General features: G+C 72.1%; 24 protein-coding genes. 14 read left to right on the top strand and 10 right to left on the bottom strand.

The genetic code is table 11. The features are described 5' to 3' along the window. Positions 1 to 3: 3 nt before the first annotated feature. Entirely contained in the window at positions 4 to 693 is a 690-nt protein-coding gene (locus ACQ1X7_RS05565) for a calcium-binding protein (protein ID WP_432477173.1), read from the top strand. A gap of 15 nt (positions 694 to 708) precedes the next feature. Here ACQ1X7_RS05565 and ACQ1X7_RS05560 read toward each other — a convergent pair whose 3' ends face one another. Then, positions 709 to 1,635, bottom strand: a complete 927-nt coding sequence (locus ACQ1X7_RS05560; protein ID WP_432477172.1) for an endonuclease/exonuclease/phosphatase family protein — start codon at positions 1,633 to 1,635, stop codon at positions 709 to 711. Between the two features lie 154 nt (positions 1,636 to 1,789). Here ACQ1X7_RS05560 and ACQ1X7_RS05555 point away from each other — a divergent pair, with 154 nt between their 5' ends. The 5 genes from ACQ1X7_RS05555 (at position 1,790) to prfB (ending at position 7,419) form a co-directional block, all read left to right on the top strand. Beyond that, on the top strand, positions 1,790 to 3,304 hold the full coding sequence (locus ACQ1X7_RS05555) for an MDR family MFS transporter (protein ID WP_432477171.1): 1,515 nt from the start codon (positions 1,790 to 1,792) through the stop codon (positions 3,302 to 3,304). Between the two features lie 6 nt (positions 3,305 to 3,310). Further along, positions 3,311 to 3,793, top strand: coding sequence for a methyltransferase family protein (locus ACQ1X7_RS05550; RefSeq protein WP_432477170.1), 483 nt, complete (start codon positions 3,311 to 3,313; stop codon positions 3,791 to 3,793). Positions 3,794 to 3,917: 124 nt separating this feature from the next. After that, complete coding sequence (locus ACQ1X7_RS05545) at positions 3,918 to 4,379, top strand: CAP domain-containing protein (RefSeq protein WP_432477169.1); 462 nt, start codon at positions 3,918 to 3,920, stop codon at positions 4,377 to 4,379. Between the two features lie 80 nt (positions 4,380 to 4,459). Beyond that, positions 4,460 to 6,286: an ABC transporter ATP-binding protein gene (locus ACQ1X7_RS05540; RefSeq protein ID WP_432477168.1), complete on the top strand. Its 1,827-nt coding sequence runs from the start codon at positions 4,460 to 4,462 to the stop codon at positions 6,284 to 6,286. Positions 6,287 to 6,297: 11 nt separating this feature from the next. Then, on the top strand, positions 6,298 to 7,419 hold the full coding sequence (prfB, locus tag ACQ1X7_RS05535; protein ID WP_432477167.1) for a peptide chain release factor 2: 1,122 nt from the start codon (positions 6,298 to 6,300) through the stop codon (positions 7,417 to 7,419). A gap of 4 nt (positions 7,420 to 7,423) precedes the next feature. Here prfB and ACQ1X7_RS05530 read toward each other — a convergent pair whose 3' ends face one another. From ACQ1X7_RS05530 to ACQ1X7_RS05520, 3 genes are read right to left on the bottom strand one after another with little or no spacing between them, the layout of a single operon-like run. Further along, complete coding sequence (locus tag ACQ1X7_RS05530) at positions 7,424 to 7,729, bottom strand: AtuA-related protein (RefSeq protein ID WP_432477166.1); 306 nt, start codon at positions 7,727 to 7,729, stop codon at positions 7,424 to 7,426. Then, a complete protein-coding gene (locus ACQ1X7_RS05525) occupies positions 7,726 to 9,063 on the bottom strand; it encodes an acyclic terpene utilization AtuA family protein (protein WP_432477165.1) in 1,338 nt (445 codons plus the stop codon). The genes ACQ1X7_RS05530 and ACQ1X7_RS05525 overlap by 4 nt, the downstream gene beginning before the upstream one ends. After that, positions 9,060 to 10,481, bottom strand: coding sequence for a CitMHS family transporter (locus ACQ1X7_RS05520; RefSeq protein WP_432477164.1), 1,422 nt, complete (start codon positions 10,479 to 10,481; stop codon positions 9,060 to 9,062). Before ACQ1X7_RS05520 ends, ACQ1X7_RS05525 begins: the two co-directional genes overlap by 4 nt. Positions 10,482 to 10,586: 105 nt before the next feature. Between ACQ1X7_RS05520 and ACQ1X7_RS05515 the strand changes: the two genes are divergently transcribed. The 3 genes from ACQ1X7_RS05515 (at position 10,587) to ACQ1X7_RS05505 (ending at position 13,567) form a co-directional block, all read left to right on the top strand. After that, positions 10,587 to 11,546, top strand: a complete 960-nt coding sequence (locus tag ACQ1X7_RS05515; protein WP_432477163.1) for a LysR family transcriptional regulator — start codon at positions 10,587 to 10,589, stop codon at positions 11,544 to 11,546. Positions 11,547 to 11,669: 123 nt separating this feature from the next. Continuing rightward, complete coding sequence (locus ACQ1X7_RS05510) at positions 11,670 to 13,061, top strand: GntP family permease (RefSeq protein ID WP_432477162.1); 1,392 nt, start codon at positions 11,670 to 11,672, stop codon at positions 13,059 to 13,061. Continuing rightward, positions 13,058 to 13,567: a gluconokinase gene (locus ACQ1X7_RS05505; RefSeq protein ID WP_432477161.1), complete on the top strand. Its 510-nt coding sequence runs from the start codon at positions 13,058 to 13,060 to the stop codon at positions 13,565 to 13,567. Before ACQ1X7_RS05510 ends, ACQ1X7_RS05505 begins: the two co-directional genes overlap by 4 nt. Before the next feature lie 6 nt (positions 13,568 to 13,573). Here ACQ1X7_RS05505 and ACQ1X7_RS05500 read toward each other — a convergent pair whose 3' ends face one another. Continuing rightward, the gene (locus tag ACQ1X7_RS05500) at positions 13,574 to 14,191 is read right to left on the bottom strand and encodes a hypothetical protein (protein ID WP_432477160.1); all 618 of its coding nucleotides are present in this window, start codon (positions 14,189 to 14,191) and stop codon (positions 13,574 to 13,576) included. A 69-nt stretch (positions 14,192 to 14,260) separates the two neighbouring features. Between ACQ1X7_RS05500 and ftsE the strand changes: the two genes are divergently transcribed. The 4 genes from ftsE to smpB are packed head-to-tail and all read left to right on the top strand — an operon-like array spanning position 14,261 to position 17,713. After that, entirely contained in the window at positions 14,261 to 14,950 is a 690-nt protein-coding gene (gene ftsE, locus ACQ1X7_RS05495) for a cell division ATP-binding protein FtsE (RefSeq protein ID WP_432477159.1), read from the top strand. A 34-nt stretch (positions 14,951 to 14,984) separates the two neighbouring features. Beyond that, positions 14,985 to 15,896, top strand: a complete 912-nt coding sequence (gene ftsX, locus ACQ1X7_RS05490) for a permease-like cell division protein FtsX (protein ID WP_432477158.1) — start codon at positions 14,985 to 14,987, stop codon at positions 15,894 to 15,896. 54 nt (positions 15,897 to 15,950) lie between these two features. Then, a complete protein-coding gene (locus ACQ1X7_RS05485; protein ID WP_432477157.1) occupies positions 15,951 to 17,222 on the top strand; it encodes a peptidoglycan DD-metalloendopeptidase family protein in 1,272 nt (423 codons plus the stop codon). Between the two features lie 11 nt (positions 17,223 to 17,233). Further along, on the top strand, positions 17,234 to 17,713 hold the full coding sequence (smpB, locus tag ACQ1X7_RS05480) for an SsrA-binding protein SmpB (RefSeq protein WP_432477156.1): 480 nt from the start codon (positions 17,234 to 17,236) through the stop codon (positions 17,711 to 17,713). Here smpB and ACQ1X7_RS05475 read toward each other — a convergent pair. From ACQ1X7_RS05475 to ACQ1X7_RS05455, 5 genes are read right to left on the bottom strand one after another with little or no spacing between them, the layout of a single operon-like run. After that, positions 17,710 to 18,585: a hydroxymethylglutaryl-CoA lyase gene (locus ACQ1X7_RS05475; protein WP_432477155.1), complete on the bottom strand. Its 876-nt coding sequence runs from the start codon at positions 18,583 to 18,585 to the stop codon at positions 17,710 to 17,712. The genes smpB and ACQ1X7_RS05475 overlap by 4 nt on opposite strands. Before the next feature lies 1 nt (position 18,586). Continuing rightward, complete coding sequence (locus tag ACQ1X7_RS05470) at positions 18,587 to 19,807, bottom strand: CaiB/BaiF CoA transferase family protein (protein WP_432477154.1); 1,221 nt, start codon at positions 19,805 to 19,807, stop codon at positions 18,587 to 18,589. Further along, positions 19,804 to 20,451 (bottom strand): GntR family transcriptional regulator, encoded by a 648-nt coding sequence (locus ACQ1X7_RS05465; protein WP_432477153.1) that lies wholly within the window; start codon positions 20,449 to 20,451, stop codon positions 19,804 to 19,806. Before ACQ1X7_RS05465 ends, ACQ1X7_RS05470 begins: the two co-directional genes overlap by 4 nt. Continuing rightward, the gene (locus tag ACQ1X7_RS05460; protein WP_432477152.1) at positions 20,448 to 21,947 is read right to left on the bottom strand and encodes a sodium:solute symporter family protein; all 1,500 of its coding nucleotides are present in this window, start codon (positions 21,945 to 21,947) and stop codon (positions 20,448 to 20,450) included. Before ACQ1X7_RS05460 ends, ACQ1X7_RS05465 begins: the two co-directional genes overlap by 4 nt. Next, entirely contained in the window at positions 21,944 to 22,228 is a 285-nt protein-coding gene (locus ACQ1X7_RS05455; RefSeq protein WP_432477151.1) for a hypothetical protein, read from the bottom strand. The genes ACQ1X7_RS05460 and ACQ1X7_RS05455 overlap by 4 nt, the downstream gene beginning before the upstream one ends. A 104-nt stretch (positions 22,229 to 22,332) precedes the next feature. On the opposite strand from ACQ1X7_RS05455, the gene ACQ1X7_RS05450 reads away from it, so the two are divergent. After that, positions 22,333 to 23,127, top strand: a complete 795-nt coding sequence (locus ACQ1X7_RS05450; protein ID WP_432477150.1) for a class I SAM-dependent methyltransferase — start codon at positions 22,333 to 22,335, stop codon at positions 23,125 to 23,127. Positions 23,128 to 23,135: the final 8 nt, after the last annotated feature.

Here is a 23,135-nt window from a genome sequence, read left to right as displayed (position 1 = left end):
CTGATGCGACCACGGAGGACGCGTCCGCTCTGGCTCGCCGGGGTCCTGACGGCGCCGCTGCTCGCTGCGGGGGCGCCGGCCGCGCACGCGGGCCCGGCCACCTGCTTCGGGGAGCCCGCCACGATCGAGGTACGACACGCGGAGTCCGACGTCGTCGGCACCCCCGGCCCGGACGTGATGGTGGTGACGGGCCGCTTCGTGCGGGTCTTCGGCCTCGACGGGGGCGACCGGATCTGCACCAACGGCCACATCGTGGGAGGCCCGGGGCACGACCGGCTGCTGGGTTTCCGGCGTACGGACGTGGTGCGCGAGCTGACCCTCAGCGGCGGACCGGGCGATGACCGGATCTACCGTCAGGGCCCGCGCGACGGAGACCCACACCTGGTCCCGGTCATGCGTGGCGGAGCGGGCGACGACCGGCTCACGGGCGGCAACAACCTGGACCGGCTCCTCGGCGGACGCGGTCAGGACCGGCTGTTGGGGGACGGACTGCGGGACACGCTCAGGGGAGGACGCGGGGCCGACTCCCTGCTCGGCGAGGCCGACCGCGACGTGTTGTTCGGCGGGCCCGAGGACGACCGGCTCCGCGGCGGGACCGGCCGGGACTTCGCGGGAGGGGGTGCGGGTCTCGACCGAGCCTGGGGTGGTCCCGGGCGGGACGCCTGCGACGCCGAGGTCCGGGTCAGCTGCTAGCGGACCGGGCCGGCGTCACCACTCGAGGTGGAAGTCACCGGCCACGGCGTCGTGGTCGGAGAGCAGCTCCATCTTCCACTGGCTCGTCGAGGTGACGCCGGCGGAAGGCTGGTACAGCAGGTAGTCGATGGTCGAGCCGCCGTGGTCGCCGGTGCCGCCGGGCGGGATGCCGTGGACGTCGTACGTCGTGGCCAACCCACCGGCCGACAGGCCCGCGCGAGGGAACCGGCCGGACCCGTAGTGGGCGTTGAGGTCGCCACCGGCGAAGACCGGCCCCTGGGCCGACAGCTCGCGCACCAGGGCGGAGAGCGCGCCCGCGTAGACCGGCAGCAGGTCGGGCGTGCCCTTGCCGACGGGGGAGGCGTGGGTGGAGACCACCGAGACGACCTTGCCGGTCTCGAGCGACTCCAGCGTCACCCAGTTGACCGCCCGGGTGCCCCAGGTGCCGCCGCGCTGGTGGAGGTAGCGGGTGCCGGTCGACAGCGCGTCCCACCGGTCGGTGCGCCACATCACGGTCGTCTCGGTGGTCCAGCGGTTGTCGGTGCTGCGGTAGTGCGCGTAGCTGGGCAGGGCCAGCGCCTCCGGCGGTCGCACCGCCTCGTTGAGGGTGACGAAGTCGGGCGCCCCGGCGGTGGCCTCCCGCAGGTCGGCCGCGAAGGCGTCGGGGCCGAGGGTGCGCTTGATGTTGGCCTGCACCATCCGGACGTCCATCTCGGTGGGCGGCGCCGGGCGGCGCTTCCGGTCCGCCTTGGCCTGCGCCTCGACGGCGTCGGCGAGCGGGTCCCGTTTCGGCTCCGGGGCCTTGCGGATCACCAGGCCCTGCACGATGTCCTGCGGGGGTGTGGGTGCGCCCGGGTCGACGGTCGCGAGCGCCGGCGCGGCACCGGTCACCGAGACCACCACCGACAGAGCGGCCACCAGACCGCCACCAACCCCACGCACGGACAGACCCTTTCACACGCGACACGACCACACCCGACGTGCCATCTTCTCGCGGACCGGAGCCGCGTGGGGACCGATCCGAGGAAAATCGGTCGCGGCCGGGAATCGCCCCGTGGTGCGATGAGTTCCTCCCCCGTCGCCGGTCGACACCGGCATGACCACCTTCGCCACCCACGACACCGAGGACTTCAGCGTGCCCGAGAACGAGACGACGAACCACGAGCCGACCGAGGCCCGGGTCGAGTCGCCGTACGCCGTCCTGCGCTGGCTGGTGCTCGCGACGTTCGTGGTCATCCTCAACGAGACGATCATGGTCAACGCGATCCCGCGGCTGATGGTCGAGCTCGAGGTCTCCGCCCGCAGCGCGCAGTGGCTGTCCACCGCCTTCATGCTCACCATGGCCGTCGTGATCCCGGTGACGGGCTGGTTCCTGCAGCGGGTCACCACCCGGCAGGCGTTCCTGACCGCGATGACCGTGTTCCTCGCCGGGACCCTGCTGTCCGCCCTGGCGCCGGTGTTCTGGCTGCTGGTCGCGGGTCGTGTCGTGCAGGCCGCCGGTACCGCGGTGATGCTGCCGCTGCTGATGACGACGCTGATGACGATCGTCCCCGAGCACGACCGCGGCCGGGTCATGGGCAACGTGATGCTGGCGATCTCGGTCGCGCCCGCCCTCGGCCCCGCCGTCTCCGGCGTCGTGCTCGAGGTGGCGTCGTGGCGCTGGCTGTTCGGCCTGGTGCTGCCGGTCGCCGGCCTGATCACCTGGGTCTCGATGCGCCGGCTCACCGACGTCGGCGAGACCCGCGAGAGCGCGCTCGACGTCCCCAGCGTGCTGCTGGCCGCCCTCGGCTTCGGGACCCTGGTCTACGGCCTCAGCCGGATCGGCGCCGAGGTCGAGACCGCCGTCCCGGCGTGGGCGCTGGTCGTCGCCGGGCTCGCCGTGGTCGTCGCGTTCCTGCTGCGGCAGCGCTCGCTGCAGAAGCGCGACACCCCGCTGCTCGACCTGCGCGTGCTGAGCCACCGCACGTACGCCGTCGGCGTCACCATCCAGTCGGTGTCGTTCCTGGCGATGATGGGCGCGATGATCCTGCTGCCGCTCTACCTGCAGGAGCTGCGCGGGCTCAGCCCGCTGCAGACCGGGCTGCTGGTCGCCCCCGGCGGGCTGGCGATGGGGCTGCTCGGCCCGCGCGTCGGCCACGCCTTCGACCGGTTCGGCGCCCGACCGCTCGTCGTGCCCGGCAGCATCGGCGTCGTGGTGGCGCTCGGTGTGCTGAGCCAGGTCTCGGAGACCACGTCGTACGGCGTGGTGCTGGGTACGCACGTGCTGATGATGGTCAGCCTGGCGGCGCTGTTCACGCCGGTGTTCACGCTGAGCCTCGGTGCGCTGCCCCCGCAGCTCTACTCCCACGGCTCCTCGCTGCTCGGCACCACCCAGCAGGTCTCCGCGGCGATCGGCACGGCCGTCTCGGTGACCGTGCTCTCCTCGCGCACGACCTCGCTGCTCGAGGGCGGGGCGACCCCGTCGGCCGCCTTCGTCGGTGGCGTGCAGTGGGCGTTCGGTGCGGCGGCGCTGATCTCGCTGGTGGTCGTCGTGCTGGTGCTGACGCTGCCCTCGCGGAGCGCGGACCACGACGCCGACGAGTCCCCCTGCGAGGAGCCGGCCGCGGCCTGACGCACGATGCCGGGCGACGGGAGCACGACCGCCGACGCGGCCCCTGCCTTCCGGGTCTGGCCGCCGGTGGCGATCTCGGTGCCGTGGCTGGTCGGGTACGTCGCCGACCGGCTGTGGTTCGACCTCGGTCGGGGTGGACCCGTCTGGACGGTGCTCGGGGCCGGGCTCGTCGTGGCGTTCGTCGTCTGGAACGGGTGGTGCCTGCTGCTCTTCCGTCACCGGCGCACCGGCCTGCTGCCCGGGCAGACGACCACGACCCTGATGGTCCGCGGCCCGTTCCGGGTCAGCCGCAACCCGCTGTACGTCGGGCTGCTCGCGCTCTACGCGGGTGTCGCGCTGCTCGTCGGGTCCGTCGGGGCGCTGGTGCTGCTGCCGGTCGCGTGGTGGCTGCTGCACTGGGGCGCCGTCCTGCCCGAGGAGCGCTACCTGCACGAACGGCTCGGCGAGGAGTACGACCTCTACCGCCGGCAGGTGCGGCGCTGGCTCTGAGCGCGCAGGCGGTCACGCTCGGGCCTAGACCAGGCTGCGAGTAGCCAGGAACCCCTCGCGGCCGGGCGCCTGGACGCGTTACCCTCACGGCAACTCCTGAACGCCCCCCACGAAGGAGCCCCCCGTGAGCACCCCAAGGCCACGGGCCGCCGTTGCGGCGGTCCTGATCACCCTCACCCTCCCCCTGACCCTGATGGCAGCCCCCGCCCAGGCCCAGAGCCCAGACCGGTACGAGGACCAGGCGCGCGTCGTCACCAACAACAAGCGTGACGGGCACGACCTCGCCAGGTTCCGGAAGGGCGCCTGCGTCCAGCGCTTCGCCGAGCGTCAGGCGCGGCGGATGGCCCGGCAGGAACGGATGTACCACCAGGACCTCGGCAAGGTCATGCGGCGCTGCAACCTCTCCACGGCCGGCGAGAACGTCGCCTACGGCTACCCGACCGGACGCCGGGTCGTGCAGGCCTGGATGCGGTCGCAGGGACACCGGCGCAACATCCTCAACGGTCGCTTCCGACTGCTCGGCATGGCCGCTGCTCGCGACAACGACGGCACGATGTACGCCGCCCAGGTGTTCGGCCGCCACTGAGCACGGCCCGGGCCGCCGGGGTTAGGTGACCCTCACCTAAGGTTCCTCCTGCCGGTACGACGACCGGCAGGAGGGGTCCCATGAGCGAGAGCACCGTCGTCGAGCACCCGTTGCGAGCCCTCTGGCGACGCCAGCAGCGGTTCCGCGGACGCTTCGTCGCCGCGGTCGCCGCGTCCACGGTCAACAAGGTCGCCGACGTTGTGCCGGAGCTGCTGATCGGCGCGGCCGTCGACGTCGTGGTGCGCGGCGACGACGCGTGGGTCGCCGGCGTGCTCGGGGTCGAGTCGCGCTACGCACAGCTCGGCTGGCTGGCCGCGATCAACGTCGTGGTCTGGCTCGTCGAGTCCCTCAGCGAGTACGTCGCGAACGTGCTGTGGCGCGGCCTCGCGCAGGGGATCGAGCACGAGCTGCGCGTCGAGGCCTACGACCACGCCCAGCACCTCGACCTGGGCTGGCACGAGTCGCGGCCGCAGGGCTCGACGCTGGCCACCCTCAACGACGACGTCAACCAGCTCGAGCGGTTCCTCGACATCGGGGCGCCCGCGATCCTGCAGACCGCGCTCAACGTCGTCCTCGTGGGCGCGGTCTTCGCGTACGCCTCCTGGGAGCTGCTGGTCCTCGCCTTCCTCCCGATCCCGCTCATCGTCGCGGGGTCGCTGGTCTTCCAGCGCCGGCTGGAGCCGCTCTACGACCGGGTGCGCTCCGCCGTCGCCGACCTGTCGGGAGTGCTGTCGGCCAACCTCTCGGGCATCTCGACCATCAAGGCGTTCACCGCCGAGGACCGCGAGCGCGACCGGGTCGGCTCGGTGTCGGCCGCCTACCGCGACGCCAACGTCTCCGCGATCCGGTCGTCGGCGGCATTCGTGCCCCTGGTGCGGATGGCGATCCTCGCCGGCTTCACCTGCACCCTGCTGCTCGGCGGCTGGGCCACGCTCGACGGCACCCTCGAGGTCGGCCTCTACTCCGTGCTGGTGTTCATGACCCAGCGGCTGCTCTGGCCACTGACCGACGTCGCGGAGGTGCTCGACCTCTACCAGCGCGGCCGCGCGTCGACGGCCCGGATCCTCGGCCTGCTGGGCGAGCCGGTCACGGTCCCGCAGGGCCACCGGAGCCTGGCCCGCCCGGTCGCGGGACGGGTCGAGCTGCGCGAGGTGCGGGCCGGGTACGCCGGCGGTCCCGACGTGCTGCACGGCCTCGACGTCGTCGTACCGGCAGGGGAGACGCACGCCATCGTCGGGCCCACGGGAGCCGGCAAGTCCAGCCTGCTGCGACTGGTGCTGCGCTTCGACGACCCCCGGTCGGGCTCGGTGCTGCTCGACGGCGAGGACGTGCGCGACCTCGTCTGGGACTCGCTGCGCGGGTCGATGGGGTACGTCGCCCAGGACGTCTTCCTGTTCGAGGGCACGATCGCCGACAACATCGCCTACGGGCGCCCCGACGCCACCCGCGCCGACGTGTGCGACGCGGCCGTCGCCGCGGCCGCCGACGACTTCATCGAGGCCCTCCCCGGCGGGTACGACGCCCACGTCGGCGAGCGCGGCGTCACCCTCTCCGGCGGTCAGCGGCAGCGGATCGCGCTGGCCCGGGCGCTGCTGCGCGACCCCGCGATCCTGGTGCTCGACGAGGCGACCAGCGCCGTCGACAACGAGACCGAGGCGGCCATCCAGACCTCGCTGCGGCGGACGAGCGAGCGGTGCACGACGATCGTGGTGGCCCACCGGCTCTCCACCGTCCGCCACGCCCACCGGATCTGGGTGCTGGACGCCGGACGGGTCGTCGAGGCCGGCACCCACGACGAGCTGGTCGCCGACGGCGGGGCGTACGCCGCCCTGTGGGCGGTGCAGACGGGCGAGGCCGCCGAGCCGGTTGCCGCCGTCGATGGGAGCGGCCGCACGGCCCGGCGGTAGCCTTGCTCCTCGTGGCAGGACCCGACTACGACAGCGAGATCAAGCAGCTCCAGGCGACGATGAGGACCATCGGCCAGGTGCTCGACCTCGACGGCATGCGCGCCGAGATCGCCGACCTCGGCGAGCAGGTCGCCGCGCCCGACCTCTGGGACGACCAGGACAACGCGACCCGGGTCACCGGTCGGCTCTCGCTGCTCCAGGGCGAGCTGGAGCGCTTCACCGACCTCGCCAACCGCATCGACGACCTCGAGGTGATGGTCGAGCTCGGCCGCGGCGAGGACGACGCCGAGATGCTGGCGGACGCCGAGCGCGAGCTGGGCAAGGTCCAGAAGTCGGTCGAGAGCCTCGAGATCCGCACGCTCCTCTCCGGCGAGTTCGACGCGCGTGAGGCGCTGGTCACCATCCGCTCCGGCGCGGGCGGGGTCGACGCGGCCGACTTCGCCGAGATGCTGATGCGGATGTACACGCGCTGGGCCGAGCAGCACAAGTACGGCGTCGAGGTGTTCGACACCTCCTACGCCGAGGAGGCGGGCCTGAAGTCCGCCACCTTCGCCATCCACGCGCCGTACGCCTACGGCACGCTCAGCGTCGAGGCCGGCACCCACCGGCTGGTGCGGATCAGCCCCTTCGACAACCAGGGCCGCCGGCAGACCAGCTTCGCCGCCGTCGAGGTGGTGCCCGTCCTCGAGCAGACCGACGAGATCGAGGTCGACGAGAACGAGATCAAGGTCGACGTCTACCGCTCCTCGGGCCCCGGCGGGCAGTCGGTCAACACCACCGACTCGGCGGTGCGACTGACCCACCTGCCGACCGGCATCGTCGTGTCCTGCCAGAACGAGAAGTCGCAGCTGCAGAACAAGGCGGCGGCGATGATCGTGCTCAAGGCCAAGCTCCTCGCGGCGAAGAAGGCCGAGGAGGAGGCGCAGCTCAAGGAGCTCAAGGGTGACGTCGCCGCGTCGTGGGGCGACCAGATGCGCAACTACGTGCTCAACCCCTACCAGATCGTGAAGGACCTGCGGACCGGCCACGAGTCGGGCAACCCGCAGGCGGTCTTCGACGGCGAGCTCGACGACTTCCTCGAGGCCGGCATCCGGTGGCGCCGCGGCGCCGACAAGGCCGCCGCGCAGAACTGACCACTCAGTCGTCCAGCTCCAGCTCGAGCAGGTGGTAGCCGAGGGTCTTCCCGTGGCTGTCCAGCAGGGTGGACCCGGTGACTCCTCCGCCGAGCACGCCCGGCAGCGAGAAGACCAGGCCGGGGAGCCCCTCGACCACGACCCGGCGTGCGCCCTCGGAGCCGCCGAAGTGGTCCGCGACCCGCTCGGCGGTGAGCTGCGCGACCAGGCGCGCGTGCGCCGCGTCGCTGCGCGGCAGCACCGCCAGGATCAGGGTGTCGCCCTTGTCCCCGGCGCGTACGTCGGCCAGCTCGTCCACGGGCGTGCTCATCGCAGCACCTCGACCACGGGCGTCACCAGCCGGCGAGGCACGACGCAGGACCGGATCGTCACGAGCGGCTGCTGGTGCCGCCTGGCGCCCCCACCTCCGGCGGGGCCGTTGGTGTAGAGCGACTCGACCTCCCATCCGATGGCCTGGGCCCGCTCAGGGTCCGCGACCTGGGCAGACACCCTGAGCCGGACCTCGGCCGGGTCGCCGGGAGGCCGCCGGCCGCGGAACGCGGCACCCGCCCCCACGAGCTCGACGTTCAGGTCTGACTCGGCAACCCCGTGCACCTCGACCAGCCGCTGGACCACGACGTCCCCCGCCAGTCGGGCGCGGTCCAGGGCACGTGGCCCGGCGTAGCTGATCTGGCCCTCCCCGAGCCACCCCCCGCGGAAGCCGACCGTCACCTTGAGCTGCTCAGGACGCGTGCGGCCGCGGCCACCCGAGACGGCCACCTCGTTCCCGGACAGCTCTGTGAACCGGACCTCGGAGAAGTCGGCCACCACGTCCGGGGTGACGTACGCCGTGGGGTCGGCGACCTCGTACAACAGCTGCTCGGCGCAGGTGCGTCGGTCCAGACGACCTCCGGTGCCGGGGAGCTTCGCCAGTCGGGCGTCGCCGGTGGGCGCGACCTCGGCGAAGGGGAACCCGAGTCGGGCCAGGTCGGCCACGGGCTTGGTGACCGGGTCGGCGAAGTAGCCCCCGGTGAGCTGGCCGGCACACTCCAGGAGGTGTCCCACGACCGTGCCCGCGCCGAGGCGCTCCCAGTCGTCCTGCTCCCAGCCGAACGCGTGCACCAGCGGCCCGAGGTAGAGCGAGGGGTCGGCCAACCGGCCGGTGATCACGAGGTCTGCATCCTCCTCGAGGGCCTGCACGACGGGCTCGTGCCCGAGGTAGGCGTTGGCGGAGATGATCTCCGAGGCCTCCTCGGAGAGGGGCCGTCCGGTCTCCCACACGACGGGATCCAGGTCGCGCACCAGGTCCAGCACCTCGTCCCCGGTCACGACCGCCACTCGGCAGTCGAGGCCGAGGTCCTTCGCGGTGCGGACCGCGACCTCGCCGGCGGCGCGAGGGTTGGCGGCTCCTGAGTTGGTGAGCACCGTGGTGTCGCCCGGGAGCGTGTGGGGCAGCACCGCGCGCAGCCGCGTGGCGAGCAGCGGGTCGTGTCCCGACTGCGGATCCGCGAGCCGGCGGGCATGACCCGCGGCGACGGTCCGTTCCCCCAGGCACTCGAAGACCAGGTGGTCGAGGGCGGCGTCCCGCGCCAGCGCGACCGCGGGGTCGATCCGGTCCCCGGCGAAGCCCGCGCCGGCGCCGAGGCGCAGTGCCGACCGGTTCACGCCCACAGCGGCACCGCGCCGGTGATGACCGCGGCCACCAGCATGATGATGCTCACCAGCCAGGCCCACCCGATCAGGTGCCGGATGTGGCGCCCGATGTCGACGCCGGCCAGGCCCACCAGGAGGAAGAAGGAGCCGGTGAGCGGGCTGATCGGGAAGCCCACCGTCTCCTCACCGACCAGGGACGCCCGTGCGATGTCCGCTCCACTGACGCCGAACTGCTCCCCGATGCCCATCAGCACCGGCAGCACGCCGAAGTAGTACGCATCCGGTCCGAACACCAGGCTGAGCGGGACGCCGAGGACGCCCGCGATCAGCGGGAGGCCGGGCGCGGCCTGCTCGGGGATCACCGAGGCGCCCGACCTCGCCATCGCCTCGATCATCCCGCTGCCGTCGAGGATGCCCAGGAAGACGCCGGCCGCGAGCAGCGTCGTGGCCATGAGCATCGCGCCCTTGGAGTGCGCCTCGATCCGCTGGGTCTGCTGGTGCAGTCCCGGGTAGTTGACGACGAGAGCCACGACCACACCGACCAGGAACACGACCTCCGGAAGCGCCACGGCGGACACCAGCAGTGCGATCACCGCCACGGTCAGCAGGACGTTGAACCAGAAGAGGCGTGGGCGGCGGAGCTCGTCCTCGGTCTGCTGGACGTCCACCATCGTCCCGCCGCGTGTGGCGCTGGAGGGGTCGGGGAGCTCGCCGACCACGGCGTCGGACGTCGCGCCGCGGGAGGGCCGCGAGTCCGGCCCGGCGCCTCCTCCGGTGGCGGTGCGATCGGCGGGGGCGGCGTCGGCGCCCGGGGCGGACAACCGTCGGCTCTCGCGCCGGCCGAGCCACCAGGCGATCACCAGCGCTGCCAGCATGCCCACGACCTGGGCCGGGATCAGGGGAACCCAGAGCTCGTTGACGTCCACACCGGTGGTGGCGGCCGCCCGCGCGGTGGGCCCACCCCACGGCAACAGGTTCATCACGCCGGCGCCGAGACCGACACAGGTCGTGAGGACCAGCCTGCTCATCCCCAGACGGTCGAAGATCGGCAGCATCGCCGGGATCGTGATCAGGAAGGTGGTGGCACCGGCGCCGTCCAGGTGTGCGGCCATCGCGAGGAGCGTGGTACCGACGCAGATCGTGACCGGAGCATTCCCGGCGAAGCGGACGATGCCGGAGATGATCGGGTCGAACATGCCGGCATCGCGCATCAACCCGAAGAACACGATGGCGAAGACGAACATGGTCGCGGTGCCGACCACCCCACCGAGCCCCGCGGTCACGAACTCCCCGATCTCGGTGGGGCTGAACCCCGCGACGAGGGCGCCGAGGACCGGCACGCCGGCCAGGGCGACCACCGCGGCCACCCGGTTGGTGAGGAGCAGGGTCAGGATCACGGCCACCGTCAGGTAGCCGATGAGCGACAGCATGGTGTGCCTTCCGAGGAGGTGGGGGCCGTACGGCGTGGGCGTTGGCCAGTGTGACGGCGCTCACCTACGCAGGTCCAACATCAATATCCGATAGATTCATTCGCCGTGAGCATCGACATCGGGGTTCGCCACCTGCGCGCGATCGTCGCGGTCGCCGACCACGGCGGCTACTCCTCGGCCGCTCGAACCCTCGGCGTCGCCCAGTCCTCGTTGTCGCGAACCGTGCTCGAGGCCGAGCGGCGGTTGGGGGTGCCGCTGTTCGAGCGCACCACCCGCCGCGTGGAACCGACGCGGGACGGGATCGAGCTGGTCGCTGCCGCCCGTCGGGTGCTGGCCGAGATGGACACCATGCTGGCCCACTTCGACGGCTACCTCGCCGGCACCCGTGGGCATGTCTCGGTCGCGGCGCTGCCGTCCGTCGCCGCCACCCTCCTGCCGGCCCTGCTTGCCGGCTTCCGGGACGAGCGACCGGCGGTGTCCGTCGCCGTGCGGGACGGCCTCTCGGGCGAGGTGCTGGAGCAGGTGCGCTCGGGTGCGGTCGACATGGCTCTCACCGTGGCGACGTACCTTCCCCCCGACCTGCTCTCCCGGCCGATCGCCGTCGACGAGTTCGCGTGCGTGGTCCCGGCGGGGCACGCGCTTGCCCGGGACCCCACGGTCCGCTGGTCGGAGCTGTCGGGCCGGCCCTTCGTGGCCTTCGACGAGACCTCCAGCATCCGGGAGCACACCGACCAGGTGCTGCGGAAGCAGCGGATCGAGCTGGGTGTCCTGACCGAGGCGCGCAACATCGGGGCGGTGGCCGGACTCACGGCCGGCGGCCTCGGAGTGACCGTGGCCCCCGGGCTGGTGCTCCCCATGATGGAGTTCGCCGGCCTGGAGTGGCGTCCGCTGGTCGACCCCGTCGTGACCCGCGAGATCTCCCTGGTCCAGCACCCGGACCGGCCGACGTCCCGGACAGCGCAAGGGCTCGTGGACCTGCTGCTCGATGCGCCGGGACGTCGCGTCCGGCTGCCACCCATGGTCAGCTGGCACCCTCCACCCGTCGACGTCGAGGGACCGCCGTAGGGGTCACGCGCACAGGAGGGCGATCTGGCCCGACCCGATCCCCGTCCGGTCACCGTCCGGGTGGTTGCGGCGGCTCCTGACCGGCGGCAGGGTGAGGGTCCACCTGCTCGGGAAGGACCCCTCTTGGAACCGATCGACCCGGTCTACGGGACCACCACGCTGCTCCTGATCGCGGCGGGGGCCGTGGCCCTGCTGCTCGTCCTGATCATCGGCGTCAAGCTGCACGCGTTCATCTCCCTGGTCCTGGTCAGCCTGGTGACGGCGATCGTCGTCGGCTTCGACCTCGCGGAGATCCCCGACGTGCTGTTGTTCGGATTCGCGGACACCATCGGGTCGGTCGCGTTGCTCGTCGCGTTCGGGGTGATGCTCGGGCGCCTGCTCGAGGTGACCGGCGGCGCCCAGGTGCTGGCCGACACCCTCATCGGCCGGTTCGGGGAGAAACGGGCGCCGTTCGCGCTCGGCGTGGCGGCGCTGATCTTCGGCTTCCCGATCTTCTTCGACGCCGGCCTCGTCGTGTTCCTCCCGATCATCCTGACCGTGGCGCGGCGGTTCGGAGGATCGCTGCTCTACTACGCCCTGCCGGCTGCGGGTGCGTTCGCGGCCATGCACGCGATCGTGCCGCCCCACCCGGGCCCGGTCGCGGCCGCCCAGCAGATCGGCGCCGACATCGGGCTGACGCTGCTCGTCGGCCTGCCGATCGCCGTCCTGGCGTGGTACGTCGGCGTCTACCTGGTCTCACGGTTCCTCGGAGCCCGTATCTACGTGCCCGTGGCCGACGTGGTCTTCGGCCAGGCCGAGGACGGGCAGGGTGCCGACGACTCCCTCGGTCAGGGGCCACCGCCGTTCGGCGTCGTGCTGATGCTGCTGCTGATCCCGCTGGTCCTGATCTCCTTCGACACCGTCCTCGACACCCTCGTCGCCACCGGCACCCTCGAGGAGGCCGGCTGGATCGACTTCCTCGGCCTGCTGGGCCAGACCCCGGTGGCGCTGCTGATCACCGTGCTGGTCGCGATCTTCGTGCTCGGTCGTCCGAACGCCTCGATGGCGCGGATCACCACGATCCTCGACCACGCGCTGGGCCCGATCTGCGCGATCATCCTGATCACCGGTGCCGGTGGCATGTTCGGCGGCGTCCTGGAGCTGAGCGGGATCGGCGCGGCCCTCAGCTCGTCGCTGTCCGACCTCGGCATGTCCCTGATCCTCCAGGCGTTCGTGATCGCCACGCTGCTCCGGGTGGCCCAGGGATCGGCCACGGTCGCGCTCACCACCACCGGTGGCCTGATCGCGGCCCCGGCGGCGGCGGCCGACCTGGGCCAGGTCCAGCTCACCCTCCTCGTCGTCGCCATCGCGGCCGGGGCGACGGTGCTCTCCCACGTCAACGACTCCGGCTTCTGGCTGGTCAGCCGGTTCTTCCAGATGGACGAGAAGACCACCCTGAAGACCTGGACCGTCATGGAGACCACGCTCGGAGTCTCGGCGTTCGCGATCGCCGCCGTGCTCTGGATGCTGCTGTGACGGCACCGGTCTGGCACCTGGTCTTCATGGGGGTCTCCGGCTCCGGGAAGTCGACGGCGGCCAGGGCGGTGCAGCAGCGGCTCGGCTGGGACTTCGCCGAGGGGGACGACTTCCACCCCGCGGCCAACGTCGAGAAGATGTCGGCCGGGCGGCCGCTGTCCGACGAGGACCGGCTGCCGTGGCTGGAGCTCCTGGTCGCCTGGACGCGCGAGCACGACGCCGCCGGACGACCCACGCTGATGACCTGCTCCGCGCTCAGGCGCAGCTACCGCGACCTCCTCCGCCGCGGTGGCGAGCGCACCTTCTTCGTCCACCTGCACGGCGACAAGGGACTGATGCTCGAGCGGATGGGCGGCCGTGACCACTTCATGCCGCCGAGCCTGCTGGAGTCGCAGCTCGACACCCTCGAGATGCTGGGCCCGGACGAGGCCGGCCTGGTCGTCGACCCTGCCGACCCTCCGGAGCAGATCACCGACGACGTGCTGGCCCGGCTCGACCTCGCCTGAGGCGGTTCAGGTGCGGGCGGCGTCGAGCACCGACACGCACCACTCGCTGGTACGACGCTCGGTCACGACCGAGGCGTCCCGGCCGGCCAGCGCGCAGACCAGCCAGGCGTCGCCGAACCGTCCGCGCCACGAGCGTTCGACCCCCTCGTCGGTCCGGCACCGGGTGGCGACCGACGGCGTACCGAACCCGCCCGAGCCGGTGCGCCGGCACCGGCCGTCGAGGGCCTCCTCGACCAGCCGGCCGGCGCGACCGCGGGTCACGGGGGGCACGAAGACCCAGGCCCGGGCGGTCACCCCCTCACCGGTCCACGCGCAGCCGTACTCGTGGGCGAGGGTGCGGCTGCCGTCGGGGAGCTGGATCCGGTCCCCGTTGCCGTAGTCGCGGTGGGAGGTCGCGGCCTGGTCGAGGGCGTGCTCGATCCCGGTGGGGGAGACCCGGTCGCAGAAGGGGGAGCGCTCCACGGTCACCCCGGCGGTGTCGTAGGTCTCGAGCGTGGTCCGCTCGACCGCGTGGGTGTCGTCCGGGGCCGCGGGAGCCGGCTCCGGGGAGCCGGTGGAGCACCCGCCCAGCAGGACGACGAGGGCGGCCGCCGTCGCCGTACGGCCCCTCCGCTGGTGCCCCATGGGGAGACTGTGCCACGCCGGGACGCGTGGTTTGGGAACCCGTGGTGTGGCTCGACTACCCTCGATGCGGTGATTCGCTTCGAGAAGGTCGTCAAGGCCTACCCCGGACAGGGCGCTCCCGCCCTCGACAACGTGACCGTCGACGTCGAGAAGGGCGAGTTCGTCTTCCTCGTCGGCGCCTCCGGCTCGGGCAAGTCCACCTTCCTGCGGCTGGTGCTCCGCGAGTCCCGCCCCACCAGCGGTCGGGTCTACGTCGCCGGCAAGGAGATCAACCGGCTGGCCGGCTGGAAGGTGCCGCGGCTGCGCCGCCAGATCGGCACCGTGTTCCAGGACTTCCGGCTGCTGCCCAACAAGACCGTCTCCGAGAACGTCGCCTTCGCGCTGCAGGTGATCGGCAAGGGCGCCTCGGAGATCCGCAGCCTGGTCCCCGAGACCCTGGAGCTGGTGGGTCTCGAGGGCAAGGGCGAGCGCTTCCCCGACGAGCTCTCCGGCGGTGAGCAGCAGCGCGTCGCCGTGGCCCGCGCCTTCGTCAACCGGCCGATGATCCTGATCGCCGACGAGCCGACCGGAAACCTCGACCCGGCGACCTCGGTCGGGATCATGAAGCTGCTCGACCGGATCCAGCGCACCGGCACCACCGTGGTGATGGCGACCCACGACTCGGGCATCGTCGACCAGATGCGCAAGCGGGTCATCGAGCTGGAGGGTGGTCGCGTGGTCCGCGACCAGGCCCAGGGCGTCTACGGCTTCCAGCACTGACCCACACCCCCGAACAGAGAGCTACCACCTCACGATGCAGCTGCGTTACGTCTTCTCCGAGCTCGGCCAGGGTCTGCGCCGCAACCTGTCGATGCACATCGCGGTGATCCTGACCCTGTTCGTGTCGCTGACCCTGGTGGGCCTCGGCACCCTGTTGATCCAGCAGGCCGACCGGATGAGCGAGCAGTGGGGCAACGAGCTGCAGATCACGGTCTTCCTCTGCCGCGACAACGACCCCGACCCGGCGTGCCCGACCGAGGTCACGGCGCCGCAGCAGCGGGCGATCGAGGACGTCGTCGACGAGAACCCCGAGGTCGCCGACTGGTACGTCGAGTCCAAGTCGCAGGCCTTCGAGAAGGTCAAGGAGCTGGTCGGAGCCGAGAAGTTCGAGGGCCCGAACGCCGCCGCCACCGTGGCCGACATGCCGAAGTCGATCTGGATCACCCTCGACGACCCCGCGGAGTTCGCCGGCATCACCAGCGCCGTCGAGGGCCTCGACGGGGTGAGCCAGATCCGCGACCAGCGCGAGACGGTGGGCCCGGTGCTCGGCGGGATCGAGGCGATCCAGTGGGGTGCACTGCTCGCCGCCGCGTTCCTCATCGTCGCCGCGCTGCTGCTGGTCGCCAACACGATCCGGCTCGCCGCCCTGGCGCGCCGTCGGGAGATCGGCATCATGCGACTGGTCGGCGCCTCGACGCTCTACATCACGCTGCCGTTCCTGCTCGAGGCGCTGGTCACGGCCGTCCTCGGCGTCGCGCTCGCCGGCGCGTCGATGGCGGCGTTCATGTACTTCGGCATCGCGCAGCGGCTCAGCGACTTCGCCGGCTTCATCCCCTGGGTCGGCTGGCCGGAGTACGTCTACTCGCTGACGGCGGTGGCGATCCTCGGTCCGGTGCTCACCCTGCTTCCGACACTCGTGCTGACGCGCAAATACCTCAAAGTCTGACCCCGCTCGGTTACGTTCGTCGCGCACGAACTTCCCCGAACGAAGGCAGACCCGGTGCGTCCCTTCCCCCGTACCGCCCGTCACCGCCTGGTCGGCGTCCTCTCCGTGGGCGCCCTGGCGCTGGGCGTGCTGAGTGTCCCGCAGGCCCAGGCCGACGACCTCAAGGACCGTCGCGAGCGCCTCGAGGACCGGATCGCGCACGCCGACGACGACCTCGACCACTCCAGTGCCCGGATGCGCCGGGCGATGGACGCGCTCGGCGCCGCCCAGACGGCGCTCGACAACGCGCGCGCGGAGCTCGACCGGGCCAAGGTCGCCCTGGCCGCGGCTCGTGAGCGCGACCTCGAGATGCAGGAGAAGCTGGAGCTGGCCCGTGACCGGCTCGAGCAGGCCCAGGCCGACCTCGAGCTCGGCCGCGCCGACCTGGCGGAACAGAAGGACGCCGTGACCGAGCTGGTCACCACCCTCTACCAGGACGAGGACCCCCACCTGCAGGCGCTGACCTCGATGATGAACGCCGAGGACCCCGCCGACCTGACCTGGGCCGAGGAGGCGCGCGACGTCGTCGTCCGCGACGAGACCCGGGCCTACGACGAGCTGCGGGCCGCGGAGGTCCTGCTCGAGGTCCGCGAGGAGCAGGTCGCCGAGGCCGAGCAGCTGGTCGAGGTGCAGCGTGAGCGGGCCGCCCAGCACCTGCTCGAGACCCAGGACCTCACCCAGCAGGCCCGCGACGCCCGGGCCCAGGTCCGGACCACCGTCGACGCCCGGCGCACCGCGCGCAACCAGGCGGCGGCGGCCAAGGCGCAGGACCTCCGGGAGCTGCAGGAGCTCAAGCAGCAGGAGGCGAAGGTCAAGGCGCTGATCCTGGCCCGCGCCCGCCGCGCCGCGCGGTCGTCGGGCGGCGGCAGCAGCTACACCGGGTCGACCGGCAGCTTCCTCGGCTGGCCGGTGCCGGGGGGCTACGTCACCTCGCCGTTCGGCTACCGCACCCACCCGATCTACGGCTACTACAGCCTCCACGACGGCACCGACATCGGGAAGGGCTGCGGCGCACCCCTGGTCGCGGCCGCCTCCGGCCGGGTGATCTCGCGGACCTACTCCTCGGTCTACGGCAACCGGCTCTACGTCAGCGTCGGCACCGTCAACGGCAAGAACCTCACGATCGTCTACAACCACGCCTCGGGCTACAACGTCGGCGTCGGGGCGACGGTGGGGCGCGGACAGACCATCGGGTACATGGGCACCACCGGCTGGTCCACGGCCTGCCACCTGCACTTCACGGTGCTGGTCAACGGCCAGCCCGTGAACCCGATGAACTGGATGTGAGAATTGGCCCCATGGCCAGGGAGCAGGGGCGCAGGATGATCGCGCAGAACAAGAAGGCGCGGCACGACTACCACATCGACGACACCTACGAGGCCGGGCTGGTCCTGGTCGGGACCGAGGTCAAGTCACTGCGGCAGGGGCGCGCGTCGCTGGTCGACGGCTTCGCCGACATCGAGGGCGGCGAGGCCTGGCTGCACAACGTGCACATCCCCGAGTACTCCCAGGGCACCTGGACCAACCACTCCGCACGCCGCAAGCGCAAGCTGCTGCTGCACGCCACCGAGATCGCCCGGATCCAGCGCCAGACCATGGAGAAGGGGTACACGCTGGTGCCGCTGGCGCTGTACTTCAAGGACGGTCGCGCCAAGGTCGAGCTCGCCGTCGCGCGCGGCAAGAAGCAGTACGACAAGCGGCACACGATCGCCGCCCGGACGGCCGAGCGGGAGAAGCAGCAGGCCATCGGCCGGCGGCTCAAGGGAATCCAGGACTAGGGTGCGATCCCCGCACGCAGCAGCTGGCCGGGCAGCTCGCGGCCCAGCAGGTCGGTCACCCACTGCGACACCTCGAGCAGCCGGTCGAGGTCGACGCCCGTGCTGACGCCCTCCCGCTCGAGCAGGTAGAGCAGGTCCTCGGTGGCGACGTTGCCGGTCGCGTTCGGGGCGAACGGACAGCCGCCGAGGCCGGCGACGCTGGCGTCGAGCACCGCCACGCCGTCCTCCAGGGCGGCGTACGCGTTCGCGTAGCCGGTGTTGCGGGTGTTGTGGAGGTGCAGCCCGAGCGGGATCCCGAGGTCCTGTGAGCCGCGCAGCAGCGCGTGGACCTGGGACGGTACGCCGACGCCGATCGTGTCGGCGAACAGCACCTCGTCGGGAGCCTCGAGCCGGTGCGCGAGGTCCAGCGGCACCTCCGGGTCGACCTTCCCCTCGAAGGGACAGCCGAACGACGCGGCCAGGGTGACCGTCACCCGGCGGCCGTCGACGTGGGCAGCACGGACCAGGTCGTTGACCTCCGCGAGCGACTGCTCGACCGACCGGCCCTGGTTGCGCTGGTTGAAGGTCTCGGTCACGCACAGCGCCAGGTGGACCTCGGGCACCGGGTGGTCCCGGAGCCGCTCGTAGCCGCGTGGGTTGAGGACCAGGGCGCTGCGGGTCACCCCCGGCACGTCGCTGTCGGCGACGACCTCCTCGGTGCCGGCCATCTGCGGCACCCGCGTGGGGTTCACGAAGCTGCCGACCTCGATCCGGGTGAGCCCGGTCGCCGCGAGCCGCCGGACCAGCTCGGCCCGCACCGCGGGGGAGAGGTGCTCCGGCTCGTTCTGGAGGCCGTCGCGGGGGCCGACCTCGACGACCTGGACGCCGGTCACCTCACACCACCTTCCGCGCGGCGAGGTCGCGGACCTCGGCCTCGTCCAGGCCGAGCACGCCGGTCAGCACCGCGACGGTGTCGGCCCCGAGCTCCGGCCCGAGCCACCGCAGGCTGCCGGGGGTGTCGGACAGGTGGGGGGTGGGGCTCTGCTGGGTGAACTCGCCCAGGGTGCGGTGCACCAGCGTGGTCAGCGCCCCCCGGGCGGCGAAGTGCTCGTCGGCCAGCATGTCGGGAGCCGTGTAGAGGCGCCCGGCCGGGACGCCGGCGCCGTGCAGCGCCTTCAGCAGCGCCTCGGTCTCCTGGGTGGCGGTCCAGGCGGCGATGGCCTCGTCGAGCTCGTGCTGCCGCTCGCCGCGCTGGTCGTGGGTGCCGAACCCGGTGAGCAGCTCCGGCCGGTCCATCACCTCGACCAGCCGGGCGAAGACCGTGTCGCGGTTGGCCCCGATCAGCACCGCGTCCCCGTCGGCCGTGGGGTAGACGTTGCTCGGGGCGACGCCCGGCAGGATCGACCCGGTGCGCTCCCGCACCTCGCCGGTGTGCTGGTAGAGCGGGACCAGGCCCTCCATCACCGCGAGCACCGCCTCGTAGATCGCGGTGTCGACCACCTGGCCACGACCGGTGCGGTGCCGGGCCACCAGCGCCATCGTGGTGCCGAGCGCGGAGAAGGTGCCGGCGAGCGAGTCGCCGATCGAGATGCCGACCCGGCTCGGTGGTGAGGCCGGGTCGCCGGTGACGTGGCGCAGGCCGCCCATGGCCTCGCCGATGGAGCCGAAGCCGGCACGGCCGGCGTACGGGCCGTCCTGGCCGTAGCCCGTGACCCGGGTCATCACCAGGCCGGGGTTGAGCCGGGACAGCTCCTCGTAGCCCAGCCCCCAGCGCTCCATGGTGCCGGGCCGGAAGTTCTCGACGACCACGTCGGACTCCGCGATCAGCCGGCGCGCGAGGTCCTGCCCCTCAGGGGTGCGCAGGTCGACGGTGACCGAGCGCTTGTTGCGCGCGATCACCGGCCACCACAGCGACTCCCCGGACGCCTCGTCGACCTGCCAGCGCCGCATCGGGTCGCCGGAGGCAGGGTCCTCGAGCTTGATGACCTCGGCGCCGAAGTCGCCGAGCAGCTGTCCGCAGAAGGGGCCGGCGATCAGGCTGCCCATCTCCACCACCCGGACGCCGGCGAGCGGCCCGGCCGGCGCGTCGGTGGCGGCGTCGTACGACGTGGTCATGGACCCTCCTGCTCGGCTCGGGTGCGCTGGACGACGATGTGGGCGGCGCGGATGTGGGCGACCATCACCGACTCCGCCCAGGCGCCGTCGCGGGCCCGCAGCGCCTCGACCAGCTCGCGGTGGTGGCCGAAGCTGCGGGCCAGCTCCTGCGGGGTGTACGCCGCGAAGGCGCCGTGGACCAGGGCGGTGACGATGACGTGCTGGAGGGTGCGGGCGAGCAGCGGGTTGCCGGCCTGGTCGTGCACCAGCTGGTGGAAGGCGAGGTTGAGCTGGCCGATCTCCTGCCGTTCGCCCGTCCCGGCCACGATCTCCATCCGCTCCGCCAGCCGGGTCATCGCGTCGAGGTCGACCTCGCCACGCTCGGCCGCCCACCGGGCCGCGAGCCCCTCGAGCACCGCCCGGAGGTCGTAGATCGAGTCGATCTCCTCGGCCGAGTACCCGATCACCCGCGCGCCCCGACGGGGCGTGATCTGCACCAGGCCGTCGCCCTCGAGCCGGCGCAGCGCGTCGCGGACCGGCGTCCGGGAGGTCCCCAGCAACGTGGCCAGGGACTCCTCCCGGAGCGGGGTCTGCGGGGCCCAGGTCCCGGCCAGCAGCATCGCCAGCAGCCGGTCGTAGGCCTCGGTGGTGGGGGTGGTGCTCATGCCACCTCGGCCCTGGCCCGTTGCCGGGGCCGCAGCTCGGGTGCGTCCTTGTCGGGCAGCAGGAGCGACCCGACCACGCAGATCGCGAGGTTGAGGCCGAGGCCGATCAGGCCGTTGGGCACGCCGGTGGGGGACTCGTAGCTCACCCAGGCCAGCGACCCCGCGACCGCGGCGCCGACCACCACGCCGCCCAGGGCGGCGACGGCCGACATCCGGCGCCAGTAGAGCCCCAGGATGAACGCCGGCGCGATCTGGGCCAGCAGCTCCAGCTTCAGCACGAAGATCTGGTAGAGCGTGCCCGGCGGGTTCCAGGCGATCACCAGGAGGACGCCGATCGCGACCACCGAGACCACCTTGCCGACCAGCACCTGGCGGGCCTCCGACGTGCCCCTGCCGAACAGCGGCGCGTAGACGTCGCGCGACACCATCGACGCGAACGAGAGAAGCGCGGAGTCCGCCGTGGACACGATCGCGGCGACCACGCCACCGAAGAACAGCACCATCAGCAGGTACATCACGGGGTTCAGGGCGGCGACGTCGTTGGCCATCATCCCGACCAGCTGCTCGGACTCGGCCTCGCCGAGCCCGGGGTAGAGGGTGATGCCGGCGATGCCGATCACGAAGACCACGCCGGTCGTCACCAGTGGCATGAACGACATGCCCGCCAGGGACCGGCGCAGGGTCCGCTCGCTCTCGGCGGCGTACACCCGCTGGATCGCGTGCGGGTACATCGCTGCCGCCAGCCCGACCATCACGATCATCGACAACCAGGTGACCATGCTCGCCTGCTCCGGCACGGCGATCTTCTCCGGCTCGTTCGCGGCCAGGTAGGAGGTCACCTCGCCCAGCCCGCCGGTGAGGTAGAGCGCGCCGACGAGCAGGGCCAGGATGCCGATCAGGAGCGCGATGCCCTGCATCACGTCGGTGAGGGCCACCGCGCGCATCCCGCCGACCCAGGAGTAGGCGAGCATCACGAGCACGAAGCCGACCACGCCCACCTGGTAGGGGACGGTGTTGCCGGTGAGGCCCGAGATGCCCTGGCCCATCGCGACCAGCTGCTCGAGCAGGTAGTTGCCCAGCCCCCAGAGCAGCAGGAAGGTCACCACGTAGGCGAGCGGCTTGGAGCGGAAGCGGTAGTGGATCCAGTCGATCGGCGTGATGAACTGCCGGCGCTTGGCGATGATGTAGAGCCGCGGCGCGAACAGCAGGTACGCCACGATCACCGCGGTCATGAAGGGCACCGACTGCCACCAGGCGACGCCGGTGCGGTACGCCGTCGGCGCGTAGCCGACCACGGAGTTCCCGGAGTACTGGGTCGCGTAGAGGGTGAAGAAGAGCGCGATGATGCCGAGGTCGCGCCCGGCGAGGAAGTAGCCGCTGAGCGACTTGTTGGCGCCGGGTTGCTCACGGCCGGCCAGGACACCCAGGCCGAGCATGATCACGGCGTACACGATCAGGATGGTCACTCCGGCGGGGCCGGCGAAGGTCAGGTTCACCGGAGGCTCCCCTCACCGTCGCGGGCCGGGTCGTCGACGTCGCTCCAGTCCTCGTGGTCCTCGAGGTCCCACAGCGACAGGCAGGCGTAGCAGCACACGGCCGACAGCGCCACCGCCGCGAGGATCGAGACCCAGAACCAGGCAGGGACGTGGAACAGGGTCACGCCCAGCGTCCCCGGGGGGAGGTACCAGGGGATTCCGATGAGGATGATGCCGACCACGGCCACCCAGAGCCACGGCATCGTGATCGGCTCGCGACCGGGGGTTCTCTCGCCTCTCATGCGGTTGTTCCTCTCCATTCCGAGATGCCTGCGACTGTATGCAAGACAGCCGATCTGTCAAGGGGTCTGGCGTCCAGGGGCCCTTTTTGTGCACAATCTGGTGCATGCCGACCCGCTACACCCACGGCCACACCGAGCCGGTGCTGCGCAGCCACCGCTGGCGCACCGCCGAGAACTCCGCGCCCCACCTGCTGCCCCACCTGCAGCCCGGGACGAGGCTCCTCGACATCGGGTCGGGGCCCGGCACGATCACCGCCGACCTCGCCGAGCGGGTGGGCCCCGCGACGACCACGGCGCTGGAGCACACCGACGAGGCGATCTCGCTGACCCGGGCCGAGCTCGAGCGCCGCGGCCTGTCCGGGGTGACCTGCCTGGTGGGCGACGTGCACCGGCTGGACCTCCCCGACCGCACGTACGACGTCGTGCACGCCCACCAGGTGCTGCAGCACGTCGACGGGCCGGTGGTGGCGCTCCGCGAGATGCTCCGGGTCACCGCGGACGACGGGCTGGTCGCCGTCCGCGACAGCGACTACTCGGCGTTCACCTGGTACCCGGAAGCGCCGCTGCTCGAGGAGTGGCTGGACCTGTACCTGCGGGTCGCCCGCGCCAACGGGGGCGAGCCCGACGCCGGCCGCCGGCTCCACGCCTGGGCGCGGGAGGCGGGCGCCGGCTCGGTCGAGGCGTCCACGGGCACCTGGCTCTACACGGGCGACGAGGCGGTCTGGTGGGGAGACCTGTGGGCCGACCGCGTGGTCGAGGGGCGGTTCGCCGACGACGCCCAGCGACTGGGGGCATCGGCGGCCGACCTGGCCCGGATCGCCGAGGGCTGGCGGGTGTGGGCCGCCTCGCCGGACGCCTGGTTCACGCTGCTGCACGGGGAGGTTCTGGCGCGTCCCTGACGGGCTGC

This window comes from Nocardioides sp. GXQ0305 (assembly GCF_050880345.1).
GTDB lineage: Bacteria > Actinomycetota > Actinomycetes > Propionibacteriales > Nocardioidaceae > Nocardioides.
Note: the sequence above shows the minus strand (reverse complement) of the source record. Positions and strands in the feature narration are given on the sequence as shown.